The sequence below is a fragment of the Thermocatellispora tengchongensis genome (genome assembly GCF_014202315.1).
Taxonomy (GTDB): domain Bacteria; phylum Actinomycetota; class Actinomycetes; order Streptosporangiales; family Streptosporangiaceae; genus Thermocatellispora; species Thermocatellispora tengchongensis.
This window is the reverse complement of sequence record NZ_JACHGN010000010.1, coordinates 346374-363197: the sequence shown is the minus strand read 5'-3', so window position 1 is coordinate 363197 and position 16824 is coordinate 346374. Positions and strand designations below refer to the sequence as shown.

Below are 16824 nucleotides of genomic sequence, written 5' to 3'. Positions count from 1 at the left end.
GCCTGATCGCGAGGCCGGGTCACAGACCGAGCAGGCCGGCGAGCCGGGCCCGGTGCCCGCGCGGCGGGCCGAGCAGCACCTCGTCGGTCTTGGCGCGCTTGTAGTACAGGTGGGCGTCGTGCTCCCAGGTGTAGCCGATGCCGCCGTGCAGCAGCAGGTGGTCGCGCGCGACCCGGAAGCAGGCGGGCCCCACGTACGCCTGCGCCAGGGCGGCGGCCTCCGGCAGGTCGGCGGGCGACTCGTCCGCCGCCCACGCGGCGTACCGGACGATCGACTCGGCCTGCTCCAGCGCGCAGTGCATGTCGGCCAGCTTGTGCTTGACCCCCTGGTAGGACCCGATGTACCGGCCGAACGTGACCCGGATCTTGCTGTAGGCCACGATCGTGTCCAGGCAGCGGCGCAGCACGCCCAGTTGCTCGGCGGCCAGCGCGACCGCCACCAGGTCGGGGGTGCGGCCCAGGGTGCCGATCGGGCGGGCGGGCGCGGCCTCCAGGCGCACCCGGGCCTGCCGCCGGGTGAGGTCGAGGGTGGCCAGCGGGGTGCGCGTGACTCCCCCGGCCTGCGGATCGACCGCGTACAGGCGCTCTCCGGCGGCCACGACCAGCAGGCCGGCCTCGGCGCCGTTCAGCGCGGTCAGCTCGCCCGACAGGGCGCCGCCGGGGCCGGCCTCGACGGTGGCGGGGGTGCCGGGCAGCGGGGCGAGCGTGGCCACGGTGGAGCCGGCGGCGATGCCGGGCAGGTGCTCCTTGGCCGCCGCCGGGTCGCCCGACTCCCTGATCGCGATGGCGGCGAACACGGTGGCCAGGAACGGCCCCGGCAGCAGCGCGGCCCCGGTCTCCTCCAGCGCGACGGCGAGGTCGGCGAAGCCCGCGCCCGCGCCGCCGTGCTCCTCGGGCACGATCAGGCCGGCCAGCCCCAGCTCGCCGTTGAGCCGCGCGTACGCCGCGCGGTCGTAGCCGTCGGCCGACTCCATCGCCCGGCGCACCTCGGCCATGGGCGCCGCCTCCCGGAGGAAGGAGCGGAAGGCGGCCCGCAGCTCGCCCTGTTCGGGGGTCAGGAGAAGGTTCACTGCTGGGTCCCCACCTTCAGGTCCTTGAACGGCACGTTCTTGTCGGCACGCGGCTCGGGCGGCAGGTTGAGCACCCGGTCGCCGATGATGTTGCGCATGATCTCGTTGGTGCCGCCGCCGAGCGCCAGGCCCGGCGCGACGGACAGCGCCTCCGCGAGCCCGCCCGCGCCCTCCGTCTCCGGGTCCCAGGCGACCGCGGCGGGCCCGGCCAGCGAGGTGGCGAGATCGGCGCGGAACTGCGTCAGCTCGGCCAGCAGCAGCTTGCCCGCGCTGCCGCGCGCCCCGGGGAAGATCCCGGCCCTGGTCTCCTGGCCGAGGCGGGCGTTGAACAGCTCCAGGGCCCGCTCGCGTACGTACAGCTCGACCAGCGCGTCGCGCACCACCGGGTCGGCGGTGTCGCAGGTGGCGCGCAGCGCCTCGAAGGAGGCGGGGTTGCCGCGCCCGCCCGCGACGCCGCCGACGCCGCCGGAGATCGACAGCCGCTCGTGCAGCAGCGTGGTGACCGCGCACCGCCAGCCGTCGTTGACCTCGCCGATGCGGTTCTCGTCGGGCACGTGCACGTCGTCGAAGAAGATCTCGTTGAAGTTGCTGCGGCCCGACATGTCCTTCAGCGGGCGCACGGTCACGCCGGGAGCGTGCATGTCGATCACGAACATGGTCAGCCCCTTGTGCTTGGGGGCGTCCACGTCGGTGCGGGCCAGGAGCAGGCCGAGGTCGGCGTGCTGGGCGACGCTGGTCCACACCTTCTGGCCGTTGACCACCCAGCCGTCGCCGGCCCGCTCGGCGCGGGTCTGCAGCGCGGCCACGTCGCTGCCGGCGTTGGGCTCGGAGAAGAGCTGGCACCAGATGTCCTCGCCGCGCAGCAGCCGCCGCACCCAGCGCCGCCGCTGCTCGTCGGTGCCGAGGTCCACCACGGTCGGCCCGCACATGCCCAGGCCGATGGAGAAGTAGTAGGTCGGCAGCGTGTACGCGCCCGCCTCCTCGTCGAACACGCGCTGCTCGGCCTGGCCGAGCCCCTGGCCGCCCCACTCGGCCGGCCAGGAGATGCCGCTGAAGCCCGCGTCGTACAGCTTGGCCATGAAGGCGCGCGCCTCGGCGACGGAACCGGGGCCCGTGCCGCCCGCCGGGGCGTTCGCCGCGAGCCATTCCCGGGCGCGCTGCCGGAATTCCACAAGATCGGTGCTCATGCTCACTCCACCGCCGGGGAATCAGTGCTCACTTACTCTAACCAGCGGGACACCGGCCGTACAGAGCAATGCTCTGTACGGCGGCGGCGCGAGGCCAAGGAGTGCGGCGGAGCGCGGCGGAGTGCTGCGGGCGGTCAGAGGGGCGTGCGCACGCCCAGCTCGTCCAGGCGGCTGAGCATGTCGGCGGGGTCGGCGTAGACCCGGAAGGCGCCGGCGCGCTCCAGCTCCTCGCGGCCGTAGCCTCCGGACAGCAGCCCGACGCCCAGCGACCCGGCCCGGCGCGCGGCCAGCAGGTCCCACACGCTGTCGCCGACCACCATCGCGTACCTCGGGTCGATGCCCAGCGTGGAGGCCCCGGCCAGGAACAGGTCGGGGTCGGGCTTGGCCCGGCGCACCCGGTCGCGGGTGACCATGAGGGTGTCCTCGGGCAGGCCGAGCATGCCGAGCGCGGAGCGCGCGGTCGCGGCGTACCCGCTGGTCGCGATGGCCCACGGGACGCCGCGCGCGGTCAGCTCGGCCAGCAGCTCCACGGCGCCCGGCAGTGGCCGGACGGAGTCGATCTGCTCCAGGTACGCCGCCGCGTGCGCGCGCTGCAGGTCGTCGATCTGATCCTGGTCCAGCTTGAGCCCGGTCTCGCGCAGCAGCGCGGTGACGAACAGGCCGCCGCTCATGCCGATCCGCCGGTGGATGCGCCACACGGACAGGTCGATGCCGAGCCCGGCCAGCGCCGAGCGCCAGGCGATGACGTGCTGGTACACGCTGTCGATCAGGGTGCCGTCGAGGTCGAACAGGAAGGCGGGGGCAGGGGGCTCGGGATAGGCGAGATCGGTAGTCACCCCTCCAGGGTCTCAGGTGGGCCGATCCCGGCGGCTATGGGGCGTGGCTGGAAGACGTGGTCGTGTGCACACCGTCGGGGGCACGCCGCCTTAAGTCCGCAACTACCGCCCGTTACGTCATCGAACAGTAGTTTTAGGGATGCTTGGAGCTGAATCTTCCCAGGTCCGAGCAGCATACCCCTAGTGCGAGCACCTGATTACCGGGAGGTTCGAGGGTTGCCGGGGGGTTCGGGCTTCACCCGGGGCGGGTCCGCGGAATCGCCGCCGGGTCCGGCGGGGGTCGGGTGAAGGCAAGGTGAGCGTCAGCAGGCACTGGTCACTGCGGAAGCGACTGACGATCATCGCCAGCGTGGTGATGGCCCTGCTCAGCCTCGCCGTCGCGGTGCTCGCGCTGCTCGGCGTGCACGGGCTGGCCGAGAGCTACCGCACCGACCAGATCACCAACGCCTCGCTCAAGGTCGTCCACCTGGTCGAGCGGGGCGTGCTGCCGGCCGTGCTGCCCGCCACCGAGGTGAAGTACGTGCAGGTGGTCAACTCCGAGGGGCGGGTCATCTCCGCCACGCCCGCCCTCCTCGGTCAGCCGCCGATCAGCCACATGACCATCTCGCGCAGCGCCATGAGAGCCGGCCGCGAGGAGTGCGCCCTGCCCGCCTTCCCCGACACCTGCATGATCGTCGTCGCCTTCCGTGTCTACCGGGAGGAGAGCGACTGGACCGTGTACGCCGCCGACACCGCGGTGCCCTGGTACGTGGACCCCCGGCTCGTCGGCCTGCTCGCCGCGGGCAGCGTGCTGCTCGTCGTGATCACCGCCCTGGGGACGTACCGGATCGTGGGCAAGACCCTGCGCCCCGTGGACGACATCAGCGCCGAGCTGGCCGAGATCAACGTCACCGACCTGGGCCGCCGCGTGCCCGTACCGGCGGCCCACGACGAGATCCGCCGCCTGGCGGTCATCGTCAACCAGACCCTCGACCGCCTGGAGAAGCTGGTCGAGCAGCAGCGCCGTTTCGCCTCCGACGCCTCCCACGACCTGCGCAGCCCGCTCACCGCGATGCGGGCCCAGGTGGAGGCGGCGATGCTGCACCCGGAGGAGACCGACTGGATGGAGGTCTCCCACGCCCAGCTCGACAGCCTGGAACGGCTGGAGGCCCTGGTCAGCGACCTGCTCATGCTCGCCAGGCTGGACGCCGGCGCCCCCTCGACCCGCGAGCTGCTGGACCTGTCGCAGCTCGTTACCAGCGAGCTGAACCGCCGCGCCCGCCGGGTGCACGTCTCGCGCGTCCTGGAGCCCGGCGTCAAGGTCTACGGCGACCGCCTCCGCCTGGCCCGCATGCTCACCAACCTGGTGGACAACGCCGAACGCCACGCCTCCGAGCGCGTCACCGTCACCGTCGCCCAGTCGGGCGGCACCGCGGTCCTGGAGGTCCTGGACGACGGCACCGGCATCCCGCCCGACAAGCGCGAGGTCGTCTTCCAGCGCTTCACCCGCCTGGACGCCGCCAGGAGCAAGGACGCCGGCGGCACCGGCCTGGGCCTCCCCATCGCCCGGGAGATCGCCCGGGAGCACGGCGGCATGCTCACCGTCGAGGACAGCCCGATAGGGGCCCGCTTCGTGGCCCGCCTCCCCCTGGCCGACACCTGACCGGCGAGTGGGGGGCGTTCCGGCCGGGGTGGGTGGGGCGGCCGGAACGCCGTCGAGGGGGTCAGCGGGCCGTTTCGGGATGTTGCTCGCCGTCCTCGGTGACGGCGCTGGGTTCCTCCTCGGGGCCGGGGGGCTCGGCCGCGGCCAGTTCGGCGGCGGCGATCAGGGGGATCTGGACGCGCGAGACCTCGGGGTCGGCGCGGTCGCGCACGACGGCCATGGCGCGTTCGACCATCTGCTCCAGGCCGCTCCGCTCCGGCCGCTCCGGACAACCCTGGGCACTGCGCTCCGGCCGCTCCGGGTGCCCCGGGTCGCTCCGCTCTGGCCGCCCCGGGTCGCTCCGCTCCGCGGCCGCGGGTAACGAGGCGGGGGTGTCGTCCCGGCCGACCCGGGACGGGTTCGAATCCATCGTGGTGGGCTCCTCACTCGTCGGGGGCGGCCCGAAGCAGATCTCGTACGGCACCTGCGGGGGCAGTTCGGGACATGCCGGTGCGGCCTGTCCGTCCCGCAGGTCGAGCAGGATCTGCGAGGCGCGCATGCGAACGCGGATGAGGTGTTCGTGCCGTTCGGCCTCGATGTCGGTCTCGTCCTCGCCGAAGGCGTCGCAGGAGGACGCGGTGTCCGCGCGGTCCCCGGCCTCCCCCTGGAGGGCGGGGAGGCCGGGGGGCGGGGTCGCGAGGCCGGGGGGATCGGCCCCGGGACCGGGGGCCGCGGCGGCGGCCAGGTCCTGGGGACGTCCGGGCTCCACGACCAGGAGCATGGCGATGGCGACCAGAACGCCGCCGAGGACCATGCTCCACGTGATGGACTCGCCGTAGCCCAGGACGGCGAAGAGGGCGACCCAGAGCGGCTGGGAGGCGAGCAGGACCGCCGTCGGCACCGCGGAGACGTGGGCCTGGGCGTAGGTCCTGGCCAGGAAGCCGAGGGCGCACGAGACCAGGGCCAGGTGGCTGAGCACGGCCCAGTCGCCCGGCCCCCGGGGCAGGGTGAGCCCGCCGGGGGCGGCCACGACCCCGGTCATCAGGGCGATCGTGCCGAGCTGGATGACGGTGATCGCGTAGCTGTCGTAGCGCTTGGTGGAGACCAGGCCGAGCACCAGCGTGTGCACGGCGTACAGCGCCGCCGCCATCAGGGTGGCCGTCAGGGCCAGCACGGACACGTCGCCGCCCTCGTAGCCCTGCAGCAACGTGAAAGCGGCCATCGCTATCGCCGACAGCGCGACCGCCGCCCACACCCGCTTTGATACCCGCACCCGTAGGAGTACCAGACCGAGCAGTGGCGTCATCACGACGTTGCAGCCGACGGCGAAGCCGGACACCGGCGACGGCAGGCTCTGCAGGGCCACCGCCTGCGCCGTCTGGCCGACACCGAACAGCAGGCCGAGCACGATCCCCCGCGTCCACGTGCCCTGGCGCAACCCGCGGAAGGCCCGCGGCCGGATGGCGAACAGCACCAGCGCGGCCAGACCGTAACGCTCGGTGAGCAGGTCGGCGACCGGCATCCGGACGATCAGATCCTTCATCAGTGGGAACGCCGACCCCCATGCGGCACTGACGAACAACAAGAGCACGGCTCCCAGGAGGGGGCGGGGAGCGGATACTGCCATGGCACGCAGCATTCCACTACCAATCGCGACCGCGATGTCACTCCACGCAGAGGGGGTTGGTCCTGTTCCACTCGGGGTTAGTCACATCACTCCGAGGCTTATCTGTGGCGGGTTTCCGTGCGCTCAGAGTGACCGGCGGCCTACGCTCTCTCCGCGCTATTACATGATTGGTACAACAGTGGCAGGTCATGGGAATCTGGGCGGGAGCGAGTACGGCGAGGAGGCGGTGGCGTGGCAGGGCCCGGTGGCGTACGCACGGCGGTGGTGACCGGAGGGGCGTCGGGGATCGGCAGGGCGGTGGTGCGCGAGCTGGCGCGGCGCGGCCTCGCGGTGACCGTCGCCGACATCGACGGCGAGGCCGCGGCCCGCGTGGCCAAGGAGTACGGCGTGGAGTCCGCGCGCCTCGACGTCACCGACGCGGCGGCGGTGCGCGCCGCGATCGAGGACGTGGCGGCCCGGCACGGGCGGCTGGACTTCGTGTTCAACAACGCCGGCATCGCGGCCGGCGGTCACGCCGAGGAGCTGACGGCCGAGCACTGGGACCGGGTGCTGGACGTCAACCTGCGCGGCGTGGTGCACGGCGTCCGGGCCGCGTACCCGATCATGGTGGCGCAGGGGCGCGGCCACATCGTCAACACCGCCTCGGTCGCCGGGCTGCTGCCCGCGCCGCTGATGCTGCCCTACACCGCCTCCAAGCACGCCGTGGTCGGCCTGTCGCTGGCGCTGCGCGCCGAGGCCGCCGCGCACGGCGTACGGGTGACCGCCGTGTGCCCGGGGTTCGTGGACACGCCGCTGCTGGACCACGTCAACCCGGGCCTGCCGCCGACCGGGATCGCGCGGCACGCCCGCGAGGGAGCGGTCCAGGTGCAGGGGCGGCTGTACCCGGCGCACAAGCTGGCCGCCGACATCATGCGCGGAGTCGCGCGCAACCGCGCGCTGGTGGTGGCGCCGGGGTCGGCGCGGATCGCCTGGCTGCTGGCCCGCCTCGCCCCCGAGGCGGCCGTACGCGCCGCGACCCGCGCCGTCGCCCGCGCCACCGGAGGCCGGCGGAACGGACCGGCCTAGGGTCCGTCGCGAAGGTCCTGCTCAGTGCGCGGACGGACTCAGTGCGCGGACGGACGGTTCGGGCGTCACCGTGCGCACAACCGGTCCAGGGCCGACTGGCTCTCATCGTCGGCGGCGCGGCAGATCATCAACCGCTGGTCCGGATCTTGAAGTGGCATGAGCACCTCGAACTGCACCGTGATCACACCGGCCTCGGGATGCCGCATCGTCTTGTGCCCGCGGCCGTTGACCTTGACGTCCCGCTCGGCCCACAGCCGCGCGAACTCCTCGTCGCGAGCCATGAACTCGGCGATGAGGCCGGACAACTCCCGATCCTCCGGATGCGCGGCCCACGCGGCGCGCAGGTGGGCGATCCCCTCCCGCAGGACGCGTTCGCGGTCGGCGTACATCGCGCGGGTCGGCGGATGTATCAGGCACAGCCACATCACATTGCGCTGCGACGGCGGCAAGGTGTCGAAGTCCAGCATCAGCCTCGCCATCTCGTGGTTCCAGGCCAGGATGTCGAAGCGGTGGTTCAGCAGCATGGCCGGCAGCGGCGACAAATCGGCGACCAGCCGGGCCAGCGGCGGCGGCGCGGCGGTGGCGGGCTTGGCGGCCCCGGGGGGACGCTGCCGGGCCAGGTCGAAGAGGTAGGCGCGCTCGTCGGGGGCCAGCCGCAGCGCCCGCGCCAGCGCCTCCACCACGTCCGCCGAGGGCCGCAGCCCGCGGGCCTGTTCCAGCCGCACGATGTAGTCGACGCTGACCCCGGCCAGTTCGGCGACCTCCTCGCGGCGCAGTCCCGGGGTCCGCCGGGCCTTCCGGCGCGACGGCAGGCCGAAATCGCGCGGGTCCAGCCGCTCGCGCCGGGTCCGCAGGAACGCGGCCAGCTCCTGGGTGGTGTCCACGGTGCCGGTGATCATGTCCGGTGCAACATCCTGAGCAGGACCGGTGTTCCCATGGCCTGGGCGCCCCGGGGGCCGGCTTCACCGCCGCCCCGCTAGGGCACCGAGCGGATGCGGCGCACCAGCACGGCGCCGAGCACGGTGAGCCCGGCCGAGGTCAGGTACAGCGCCGTGTAGCCGCCGGGCCCCGCGACGACGGGCCCGGCGATGACCGGGCCGAGCACCTGCGGCCCCGAGGCGGCGATGTTGATCACGCCGAGGTCCTTGGCCCGGCCTGCCGCGGAGGGGAGCACCTGGGTGACCAGCGCGTTGTCCACCGACAGGTAGACGCCGAAGCCGACGCCCAGCACGACCGCGGCGGCCACGGTGACCGGCCAGGTGGGCCAGAAGGCCAGCATCAGCGCGGGCACGGCGGAGACCAGGCCCGAGATCGTGACCAGCGTCCTGCGCCTGCCGAGACGGTCGGAGACGATCCCGGCGACGACGGTGGTCAGCACGACGGCCGCGGTGTAGATCAGGATCAGCACGAGCAGGCCCTGCGCGGCGTCCTGCCCGGGGAACAGCCGCTCGTAACCCACCGCGTCGGTGAGGAAGTACAGCAGGTACAGCAACGCGATGGAGTTGCCGAGCTGCATCAGGAACCGGGTCGTCCAGGCCCAGGCGAAGTCGCGGTACGCCCCCGCCGCGCCGGCCGCCGGGGCGAGGCGCGGGAGCCGGAACGGGCGGCGGTGCGCGCGGGGCAGGGGCGGGTCGGAGGTGGCGAGCACGAACGGGAGCACGCAGAGCGGAATCAGCGCCGCGATCAGGAAATATCCGGACCGGAGGGTGGTGGCCACGTAGGTCACCAGCACGACCGCCACCACCACGCCGAGGCTCTGCGGGACCCCGATCCAGCCCGACACCTCGCCCCGCTGGCGCACCGGCACGTGGTCCGGCACCCCCGCGGTGAGCGCGGCCTGCATCGCGTTCAGCGCCCCCTGCGCCAGGCACCAGCCGGCGATCACCCCGGCCAGGGAGTCCTGGAAGGCCAGGAACCCGAGCGCGAGCGCCCCTCCCGCGGCCCCGCCCACGGTCCAGGGGTGGCGCCGCCCGAACCGGCCCGTGGTGCGGTCGGACAGCGCGCCCGCCAGCGGCGTGGCCACCATGGCCACCGCGGCGCCCAGCCCGGTCACCCAGGCCAGCGCGATCTCCTTGCCCTCCGGGTCGATCCCGGCGACCTGCTCGGGCAGCAGCACCTGGAGCGGGCCGAAGTACCCCATCCACAGCGCGAGGTTGGCCAGCGAGATGAGCGCGACCCAGCGGGCCCGCACCCGGGCGACCGGCTCGGCCAGCGCGGCGGGCACGGCGGGGAGATCGGAGGCCGGGGGGACGGCGGTCATACGTACTCCCTGGGCGCGGCGCACGGGGCGCCGTGACGGCCCTCCGCACGCGAGGTGTGTCGGATCGTACGCGGGCCGCCCGGCCGCCGTGAAGTCCCCCGATCAGCGGTCATGGCACCATGTCTGGGGACGTTCACTGCGGAGAGGAAGATCGGTGCGGCGGCTACTCACGGTCCTGGCGCTCGTGTCCGCGGCGCTCGCGTTCGCGGCGCCCGCGGCGCTGGCGCACAACGTGCTGACGGGCAGCGACCCCAAGGACGGCGCCACGCTCGCCGAGGCCCCCGAGCGGGTCACGCTCACCTTCGACCAGCCCGTGCGCCGCGGCTTCACGCAGCTCACGGTCACGGGCCCCGACGGCGCCCGCTACGAGCAGGGCGCCCCCGAAGTGGACGGCCCCGACGTGACCGCGCGCGTGGCCCCCCTGGGCCCGGCCGGCGAGTACGTGATCGGCTACCGCATCCTGTCCTCCGACGGCCACCCGGTGACGGGCAAGCTGACCTTCACCCTCACCAAGGCCGGGGGAGGCGGGCCCAGCGTGGCCCCGACCCCGGCCCCCGCCGCATCTGACGGCGCGTCCGACGCCGCCGCCGATGCCGCCTCTGACGATGCCGCCTCTGACGGGGCCGCCTCCGACAGGGCCGCGGACGCGGAGCGGCGCGAGCTCAGCGCGCAGGCGGCCGAGGCGTCCCAGAACGGCGGCGCCGGCATGGCGGTGCTGTGGATCGCCGTGGCCCTGGTCCTGCTGGCCGGCGCCACGGTCGTCGCCATGCGCCGCAACGCCGCCCCCGCGCAGGGCAGCGCCACAGCACAGGGCAGCACCACCACGCAGGGCAGCACCACCGTGGACGACAGTGCCACTGTGCAGGACACCGCCACCCCGGCAGGCAAGGAGTAAGCCCCCGATGTCCGTCTCCACCTCCTCCCCCGCCCCTCCCGACCGCGGCGGCGAGCACCTCGCCGAGGCCGCGCCGGCGGCGGGCGACCGCGCCCTGTGGGTGGGCGGCGGGCTGGTCGCGGGCGCGGTGGCCGCGGCCCTGGCCGGGGCCGTGCTGATCGCCGAGGAGCCGGTGCCGGGGATCGCGGTGCCGGGGCCGATCGTGGAGTTCGGGCTGCCGGTGGTGCGGGTGCTGCTGGACGTGGCGGCCGTGGCGGTGATCGGGCTGAGCCTGCTGCCCAAGCTGCTCGGGTTCGACGACCCCGCCCGTACGGAGCCGGTGGCGCGGCGGGCGCGGGCCGCGGCGGTGACCGCGGCCTGGGCCTGGGCCGGGTGCGCGTTCGTCACCGTGGTGTTCCAGGCGGCGGAGCTGAACCCCGGCACGGTGCCCACCCCGGCGAGCGTCGCGGCGTACGTGAGCGACGTGGGGGCCGGGCAGGGGCTGGTGATCAGCGGCGCCACCGCGCTGGCCTGCGCGGCGGTGGGGCTGCTGGCGGTGCGGTTCGGCGAGAGCGTGCCGGCCGAGCTGCGCATCGGCGTCGCCCTGTTCGGGCTGCTGCCGATCCCGGTGACCGGGCACGCCGTCGACTCGGTCTGGCACGACCCGATCATGATCTCGATGGAGCTGCACGTGATGGGCTCGGCGGCCTGGACCGGCGGGCTGCTCGCCATCGCCGTGCTGCTGGCCGCGCGGCGCGACCTGCTGGCCGCCGTGCTGCCCAGGTTCTCCAGGCTGGCCACGCTCTGCCTGGTGCTGGTCAGCGTGTCGGGCCTGGTCACCGGCCTGTCCACGATGGCGCTCACCCCCGGCGTGGAACTGCCGGGGGCGATCCTCACCTCGGACTACGGCCTGCTGCTGCTCGCCAAGATCGCGCTGGTCGCGCTGCTGGTGCCGCTGGCGGCGCACATCAGGTTCCGCCTGCTGCCGCACGTCGCCGCGCGGCGCGCGACCGCGTTCGCCGCCTGGGCGGGCACCGAGATCGCGGTGATGGGGCTGGCCTACGGGGTCGCGGTGACGCTCACCCGGGCCTCCATCGGCTGATCCCGCGGCTCAAGCCCGAACCTGCGCACGGCCCAGGCCGCGCCCAGCCAGAACACCGCGAGCAGCGCCGCGGCCACGGGAGCCGAGGAGAGCGGGAGCGGCGGCGCGGCCAGGAGCTGCGACTGCGCCAGCAGCGCGCCGTACGCGGCGAGGGTGACGAGCACGGCACCGCCCAGGGCCCGCACGACGGCCGGCACGCGCGGCGCCAGGAACGCCACGTCCACCGCGAAGCCCGCCGCGACCAGGAAGAACGGCACCGCCGAGGGCGGGAAGTCGGCGACGTACAGCAGCGGCCAGATCGCGCACCGGTAGGCCACGAACCCGGCGGCCACCAGGGTCGCCGTCCACCGCAGCCCCACCATCTTGCGCGCGACCACGAGCACCAGCGCGCACGCGGCCACCGAGTAGACCGGGTAGAGCCAGTCGGGCATCGGCAGCGAGAACGCCACCGCCATGCCCCGGTCCACCGGGCGGCCGAGTTGCTCGGCGGCGAACTGGATCAGGATCGGCTCGGCGTACGGGGTGCCCCGGTCCCAGGCGGCGATGCCGAGCACGCCGTACTCCTGGTGCTGGTTGGGGAAGAACATGTTCTCGAAGAAGTACAGGAAGAACAGGCCGAGCACGACGTTGCGCCGCGCGCCGGGCGGCGCGCCCACGAACCAGCCGCGCACCACGCCCGCGATCATGAACGCGGTGCCGACGTACAGCAGGACGTGCGACGGGCTCCACGAGGTGATGTCCAGCCCGTTGATCCGGTGGTTGATCAGGTCGAGCGGCACCGCGACCAGGAAGATCCCGGTCCCCCACTGGATCAGGCGCAGCGCGGTCTTGTCCACGCCGTAGCCGGTGTAGCCGTGCACGATGGTCAGCGCGACCACGATGGCCGTGCCGACGGAGTTGATCAGATGCGGCGGGGCGAGGTCGTCGCGCAGCCACTTGAAGTGCCACGAGACGTCCCACGACGATCCCAGCACCTTCAGCGCGAAGGCGACGGCCCACCCCGTGTAGAGCACCCTGAAGAGCTCGGCCGGGGTCTCGCGGCCCGGCGCCCCGCGAGTCCAGTACGGAAGTGCCCACGCCAGTGCGCGAGAAGGCGCGTTCTTGAGGGTTACTCCTGAGTTCACGTCGAAATGATGCCGTTCCCTCTCCCTAGACCGCAATCGGCGGCCGGGGGAAGCCGAATATGATGGGGGGCGTGACACACGGGCCGGATGACCTGCGTCCGGTGGACCTCTCCGATGAGGGACTACCGGTGCTGCCAGACCAGACCATCGACGACACCGACTTCGGGTGGGGCGAGTGGCACCACGCCGACGACGACAGCCGCCTGCTGGAGGAGCGTCCGCCGCACTGGGACTGGTGACCGCCGGGCCCGCCGGGCGGGCCCGCGCCGCGATGTATCAACACGGTGTATCAACAGACGACGTATCAACGGACGATGCGCGTCAGGACACGATGTCCTTGCGGCGGAACCTGCGGAAGGCGAGGGCCAGCAGGATCACCGAGTAGGTGACCGAGACCGACGCCCCCTTGATCATGCCGCTCCAGTCCAGCTCCGGAGCCAGCGCGTCGAGCCACGCGGTGTTCCAGTAGGTGGGCAGGAACTCCCGCAGGGCGCCCAGCGTCTCCACCGCCTGAAGGATGTTGCACACGATGACCAGGCCGACGGCGCCGCCCACGGCGCCGAGCGGCGAGTCGGTCATGGTGGACAGCAGGAACGCCAGCGAGGCCACCACGAGCTGGCTGACCAGCGCGTAGCCGATCACGATGCCGAACCTCGGCAGCACGGTCGCGGCCGGGATCACCTCTCCGGTCCCCGGGATCGTGATGTCGTTCCAGCCGAACGCCACCGTGCCCGCCAGCAGGGCCATCAGCGGCAGCGAGACCACGGCCGCCGCGGCGTACCCGAAGGCGACGATCAGCTTCTGGCGCAGCAGCCGGTCGCGGGGCACCGGTGAGGCGAGCAGGTAGCGCAGCGACGACCAGCTCGCCTCGCTGGCCACGGTGTCGCCGCAGAACAGCGCGACCGCGACCACCAGCAGGAAGCTCGCCGACACCGACAACGCGAACGCCGCGAAGTTCAGCGCGCTCTCGGTGGCCAGGTCGGACAGGCGCAGCGAGTTCTGCGGCGCGTTGCTGCCCGCGCCGAGGCTGAAGGCGATCACCAGGACCCAGGGCAGCGCCAGCAACAGGGTGAACATCACCATGGTGCGGCGCCGCCGGAACTGGCGCACGATCTCCACCGACAGCGGCAGCGTGCGGCCGGGCGAGTAGCCCGACGCCGTCGCGGGGGCGGTGTCAGCGGTCATGCCCGCTCTCCGATCTTGATGTCTCCGATGCCGGCCGGGTCGCCCGCGCCGTTCGCGGTCTGGTCGATCAGCGTCAGGAAGACGTCCTCCAGCCGGCGCGGCCCGCCGTTGGACGCCGCGGCGCGGTCGAGCAGGTCGCGTACCGTGCCGGTGGTCACCAGCCGGCCGCGGTGCATGACCACCACGTGGTCGCAGGTCTGCTCGACCTCGGCCAGCAGGTGGCTGGAGACGATCACGGTGCGCCCGCGCTCGGCGTACCGGATCAGGACCTGGCGCATCTCCCTGATCTGCGGCGGGTCGAGCCCGTTGGTGGGCTCGTCGAGCACGAGCAGGTCGGGCAGGCCCAGCATGGCCTGGGCGATGGCCAGGCGCTGGCGCATGCCCTGGGAGTAGGTGCGCACGGCGCGGTCGAGGGCGGCGCCGAGCGCGGCGATCTCCAGCGCCTCCTCCATGTGCGCGTCCTCGGCCGGGCGGCCGGTGGCCCGCCAGTACAGCTCCAGGTTCGCCCGGCCGGTCAGGTGCGGCAGGAACCCGGGGCCCTCGACGAACGAGCCCAGCCGCGACAGCACCGGCGCGCCCGGGGTGACCCTGCGGCCGAAGATGCGGATCTCGCCCGCGTCGGGGTGGATCAGGCCCATCAGCATGCGCATGGTGGTGGTCTTGCCGGCGCCGTTGGGCCCGAGGAGGCCGAGCACCTGACCGCGCTCGACGGTGAAGGACAGGTCGTCCACGGCCTTCTCGCCGTTGCGGTACGCCTTGGTCAGCCCGGTGATGCGCAGCGGCACGTCGGCCAGCTCGGGGTCCACGTCGTCGCTCGCGCGGCGGCGTCCGGTCAGCACCAGCACCAGCGCGATCACGACCGCGCCGAGGGGCAGCGCCCAGGTCCAGGCGTCGGGCCCGGTGGCCGGGGTGCGCAGCGTGGCGGCCACGGGCACGGTCAGGCCGGGCGAGGCCAGGGAGATCGCGCTCACGCTCGGCGCGTCGGGACCGGCGTAGCCGAGGTCGGTGGTGGTCAGGGTGAGCCGCAGCCGGTGGCCCACGTCGAAGCGGTGGTCGATCGCGGGCAGCCGGATCGTCACGTCGGCGGTGCCGCTCTCGGGCACGGCGACCTTGACCGGGGCGACCAGGCCGTTGGGCAGGACCGCGGGCTGGGTGTCGCCGGCGACGTCCTCCAGCCTGGCGAACAGCGTCACCTCGCGCGGCGCCTCGGCGTCGCCCGCTTCCCCGGCGTCCTCGCCGTCCTGGGCGTCCGGCCGGCCCTCGGCCCGCACCCGTACGGTGACCGTCGCGTTGCCGGTGATCTCCAGCGGCGCGGTGAGCGGGGCGGAGTCGAAGGACGCGCTCTGCCCGGGCATGGTGATCGAGGAGTTGAGGTTGCCCAGCAGCTCGCCGAATCCGGGCACCGACGAGATCGACGACGGCGAGCCGCCGGGCGGATTGGCCACCCGCTGCTCCGGGCCCGTGAGGGGCACGGTGCGCCGCTCGGTGCCGCCGAGGCCCGGGTAGCGGGCCGACTCGGCGTGCAGCAGCACCCGGCGGCGCGTGCCCGGGTCGCGCCCGCCGTCACGACTCACCTCGAACGCGCTGCCGGGGATGCCGGCGCCGCCGTCGCGCTTGAGCCAGTGGTCGAACCAGGCGATCGTGCGTTCGTGCAGCCAGTCGATCTCGCCGTCGCCGCCGTCGTGCCCGCCGTCGAACCAGGCGACCTGCACCGGCGCGCCGGTCGCGGCGATGGCCCTGGCGTTGGCGTCGGCGTGCTCCAGCGGGAACAGCGAGTCGTGCAGGCCCTGGATGAGCAGGGTGGGCGTCTTGATCCGGCCCTGGACGGAGATCGGGCTGGACTGCCGCAGCCGCTCGACGGCCTCGGGCGTCGCCTCGCCGCGCTCGGCCACGGTCTGGTAGATGTCGCAGATCTCCGGCAGGAACCGGCCGCAGGCCACCTCCCGGCCGGTCAGCGCGCGCTGCCCCTGGGGGGTGGTGAGCGCGCCGAGCGCGGCGGCGCCCCGCTCGCCGCCGGTGTCGGGAGCGCCCCGGCTGAAGAACAGCCCGGCCCACATCCGCTTGAACACCCCGCCCTCGGGGCCGCCGCCCGCGGCGTTGGGGAACAGCGCGTCGGCGAGGTCGTACCAGGTGATCTGGGGGACGATGGCGTCCACGCGCGCGTCGTACGCGGCGGTCATCAGGGCGATGGCGCCGCCGTAGGAGCCGCCCGCGATGCCCACGCGCGGGTCGCCGGCGGCGTCGAGACGCACCTCGGGCCGCCGGGCCAGCCAGTCGATGAGCTGGCGCACGTCCTTGACCTCGTAGTCGGGCGAGTTGAGCGCGATCTCGCCGCCGGAGCGGCCGAAGCCGCGCGCGCTCCAGGTCAGCACCGCGTAACCCTCGCCGGCCAGCCGGACGGCCTCGGCGCGCACGCTCGTCTTGCTGCCGCCGAAGCCGTGGGCGAGCAGCACCGCGGGCCCCTTCCCGCCCCCCGCGGGCGGGAAGTAGGTGGCGTCAAGGTTCACCCGTTGGTCACCCGCGGGCCCGTCGAGCACGGGTATGGTCAGCTCGGTGCCCCGGACCGGCGGGTCGGAGGGCCACAGGAACCAGGCCGCCGTACCGGCGAGGGCGAGTGCGATGAGCAGGGCCACAAGTCGGCGCCCGCGGGCGAACTTCATGCGCAGAGCCTAATTGGCACTGCTGAGAGATAGCTGAGATCCACCGCTGGTGCAAAGCTCACCACCGCACATCGCGCGGGCCAGGGACAGGCATTCACCAGAGCGGTACGATGACGCGAGCAGATCGCAGATGTCAGCTACCCCGGTGAGGCGGCCGATGGCAACGCCAACAGGATGGCGGAGAGAGGGCAATCTGCCCGCGGAGCTCACCAGT

The 16824-nt window shown here is 73.6% G+C and carries 14 protein-coding genes; 5 read left to right on the top strand and 9 right to left on the bottom strand.

All coding sequences use genetic code 11. The features are described 5' to 3' along the window. Positions 1-19: 19 nt before the first annotated feature. From HNP84_RS24715 to HNP84_RS24705, 3 genes are all read right to left on the bottom strand, one after another. Positions 20-1069 carry an acyl-CoA dehydrogenase family protein gene (locus HNP84_RS24715; protein ID WP_185052257.1) on the bottom strand — a complete coding sequence of 350 codons (1050 nt, stop codon included), beginning with the start codon at positions 1067-1069 and terminating at the stop codon, positions 20-22. After that, positions 1066-2256 carry an acyl-CoA dehydrogenase family protein gene (locus tag HNP84_RS24710; protein WP_185052256.1) on the bottom strand — a complete coding sequence of 397 codons (1191 nt, stop codon included), beginning with the start codon at positions 2254-2256 and terminating at the stop codon, positions 1066-1068. Before HNP84_RS24710 ends, HNP84_RS24715 begins: the two co-directional genes overlap by 4 nt. Positions 2257-2390: 134 nt before the next feature. After that, entirely contained in the window at positions 2391-3092 is a 702-nt protein-coding gene (locus tag HNP84_RS24705) for an HAD family hydrolase (RefSeq protein ID WP_185052255.1), read from the bottom strand. A gap of 295 nt (positions 3093-3387) precedes the next feature. Here HNP84_RS24705 and HNP84_RS24700 point away from each other — a divergent pair, with 295 nt between their 5' ends. Then, positions 3388-4734: a sensor histidine kinase gene (locus tag HNP84_RS24700; protein WP_312925635.1), complete on the top strand. Its 1347-nt coding sequence runs from the start codon at positions 3388-3390 to the stop codon at positions 4732-4734. Between the two features lie 61 nt (positions 4735-4795). Here the strand turns inward: HNP84_RS24700 and HNP84_RS24695 are convergent, their stop codons facing one another. Next, complete coding sequence (locus HNP84_RS24695) at positions 4796-6340, bottom strand: DMT family transporter (RefSeq protein WP_281396234.1); 1545 nt, start codon at positions 6338-6340, stop codon at positions 4796-4798. 231 nt (positions 6341-6571) lie between these two features. Here HNP84_RS24695 and HNP84_RS24690 point away from each other — a divergent pair, with 231 nt between their 5' ends. After that, entirely contained in the window at positions 6572-7405 is an 834-nt protein-coding gene (locus tag HNP84_RS24690) for an SDR family oxidoreductase (protein ID WP_185052253.1), read from the top strand. 65 nt (positions 7406-7470) lie between these two features. Here the strand turns inward: HNP84_RS24690 and HNP84_RS24685 are convergent, their stop codons facing one another. Both HNP84_RS24685 and HNP84_RS24680 read right to left on the bottom strand, forming a co-directional pair. Further along, the gene (locus HNP84_RS24685; RefSeq protein ID WP_185052252.1) at positions 7471-8304 is read right to left on the bottom strand and encodes a helix-turn-helix transcriptional regulator; all 834 of its coding nucleotides are present in this window, start codon (positions 8302-8304) and stop codon (positions 7471-7473) included. Positions 8305-8381: 77 nt separating this feature from the next. Further along, positions 8382-9665 carry an MFS transporter gene (locus HNP84_RS24680; protein ID WP_185052251.1) on the bottom strand — a complete coding sequence of 428 codons (1284 nt, stop codon included), beginning with the start codon at positions 9663-9665 and terminating at the stop codon, positions 8382-8384. Positions 9666-9819: 154 nt separating this feature from the next. Between HNP84_RS24680 and HNP84_RS24675 the strand changes: the two genes are divergently transcribed. Both HNP84_RS24675 and HNP84_RS24670 read left to right on the top strand, forming a co-directional pair. Continuing rightward, a complete protein-coding gene (locus tag HNP84_RS24675; RefSeq protein WP_312925634.1) occupies positions 9820-10560 on the top strand; it encodes a copper resistance CopC family protein in 741 nt (246 codons plus the stop codon). A gap of 7 nt (positions 10561-10567) precedes the next feature. Further along, positions 10568-11641: a CopD family protein gene (locus HNP84_RS24670; protein ID WP_185052249.1), complete on the top strand. Its 1074-nt coding sequence runs from the start codon at positions 10568-10570 to the stop codon at positions 11639-11641. Here HNP84_RS24670 and HNP84_RS24665 read toward each other — a convergent pair. After that, on the bottom strand, positions 11599-12765 hold the full coding sequence (locus tag HNP84_RS24665) for a hypothetical protein (RefSeq protein WP_312925633.1): 1167 nt from the start codon (positions 12763-12765) through the stop codon (positions 11599-11601). The two genes, HNP84_RS24670 and HNP84_RS24665, sit on opposite strands and share 43 nt — an antisense overlap. A gap of 71 nt (positions 12766-12836) precedes the next feature. Here HNP84_RS24665 and HNP84_RS24660 point away from each other — a divergent pair, with 71 nt between their 5' ends. Then, complete coding sequence (locus HNP84_RS24660) at positions 12837-13004, top strand: hypothetical protein (RefSeq protein WP_221336716.1); 168 nt, start codon at positions 12837-12839, stop codon at positions 13002-13004. Between the two features lie 82 nt (positions 13005-13086). On the opposite strand, the gene HNP84_RS24655 is transcribed toward HNP84_RS24660, so the two are convergent. After that, complete coding sequence (locus HNP84_RS24655) at positions 13087-13950, bottom strand: ABC transporter permease (protein ID WP_185052247.1); 864 nt, start codon at positions 13948-13950, stop codon at positions 13087-13089. Next, positions 13947-16610, bottom strand: coding sequence for a CocE/NonD family hydrolase (locus HNP84_RS24650; RefSeq protein ID WP_185052246.1), 2664 nt, complete (start codon positions 16608-16610; stop codon positions 13947-13949). Before HNP84_RS24650 ends, HNP84_RS24655 begins: the two co-directional genes overlap by 4 nt. Positions 16611-16824: the final 214 nt, after the last annotated feature.

Excerpts from the sequence above, each read along its gene's own strand:
- HNP84_RS24685 (WP_185052252.1), bottom strand. The coding sequence starts at position 8,304 with ATGATCACCGGCACCGTGGACACCACCCAGGAGCTGGCCGCGTTCCTG.
- HNP84_RS24650 (WP_185052246.1), bottom strand. The coding sequence starts at position 16,610 with ATGAAGTTCGCCCGCGGGCGCCGACTTGTGGCCCTGCTCATCGCACTC.
- HNP84_RS24670 (WP_185052249.1), top strand. The coding sequence starts at position 10,568 with ATGTCCGTCTCCACCTCCTCCCCCGCCCCTCCCGACCGCGGCGGCGAG.
- HNP84_RS24680 (WP_185052251.1), bottom strand. The coding sequence starts at position 9,665 with ATGACCGCCGTCCCCCCGGCCTCCGATCTCCCCGCCGTGCCCGCCGCG.
- HNP84_RS24695 (WP_281396234.1), bottom strand. The coding sequence starts at position 6,340 with ATGGCAGTATCCGCTCCCCGCCCCCTCCTGGGAGCCGTGCTCTTGTTG.
- HNP84_RS24710 (WP_185052256.1), bottom strand. The coding sequence starts at position 2,256 with ATGAGCACCGATCTTGTGGAATTCCGGCAGCGCGCCCGGGAATGGCTC.
- HNP84_RS24655 (WP_185052247.1), bottom strand. The coding sequence starts at position 13,950 with ATGACCGCTGACACCGCCCCCGCGACGGCGTCGGGCTACTCGCCCGGC.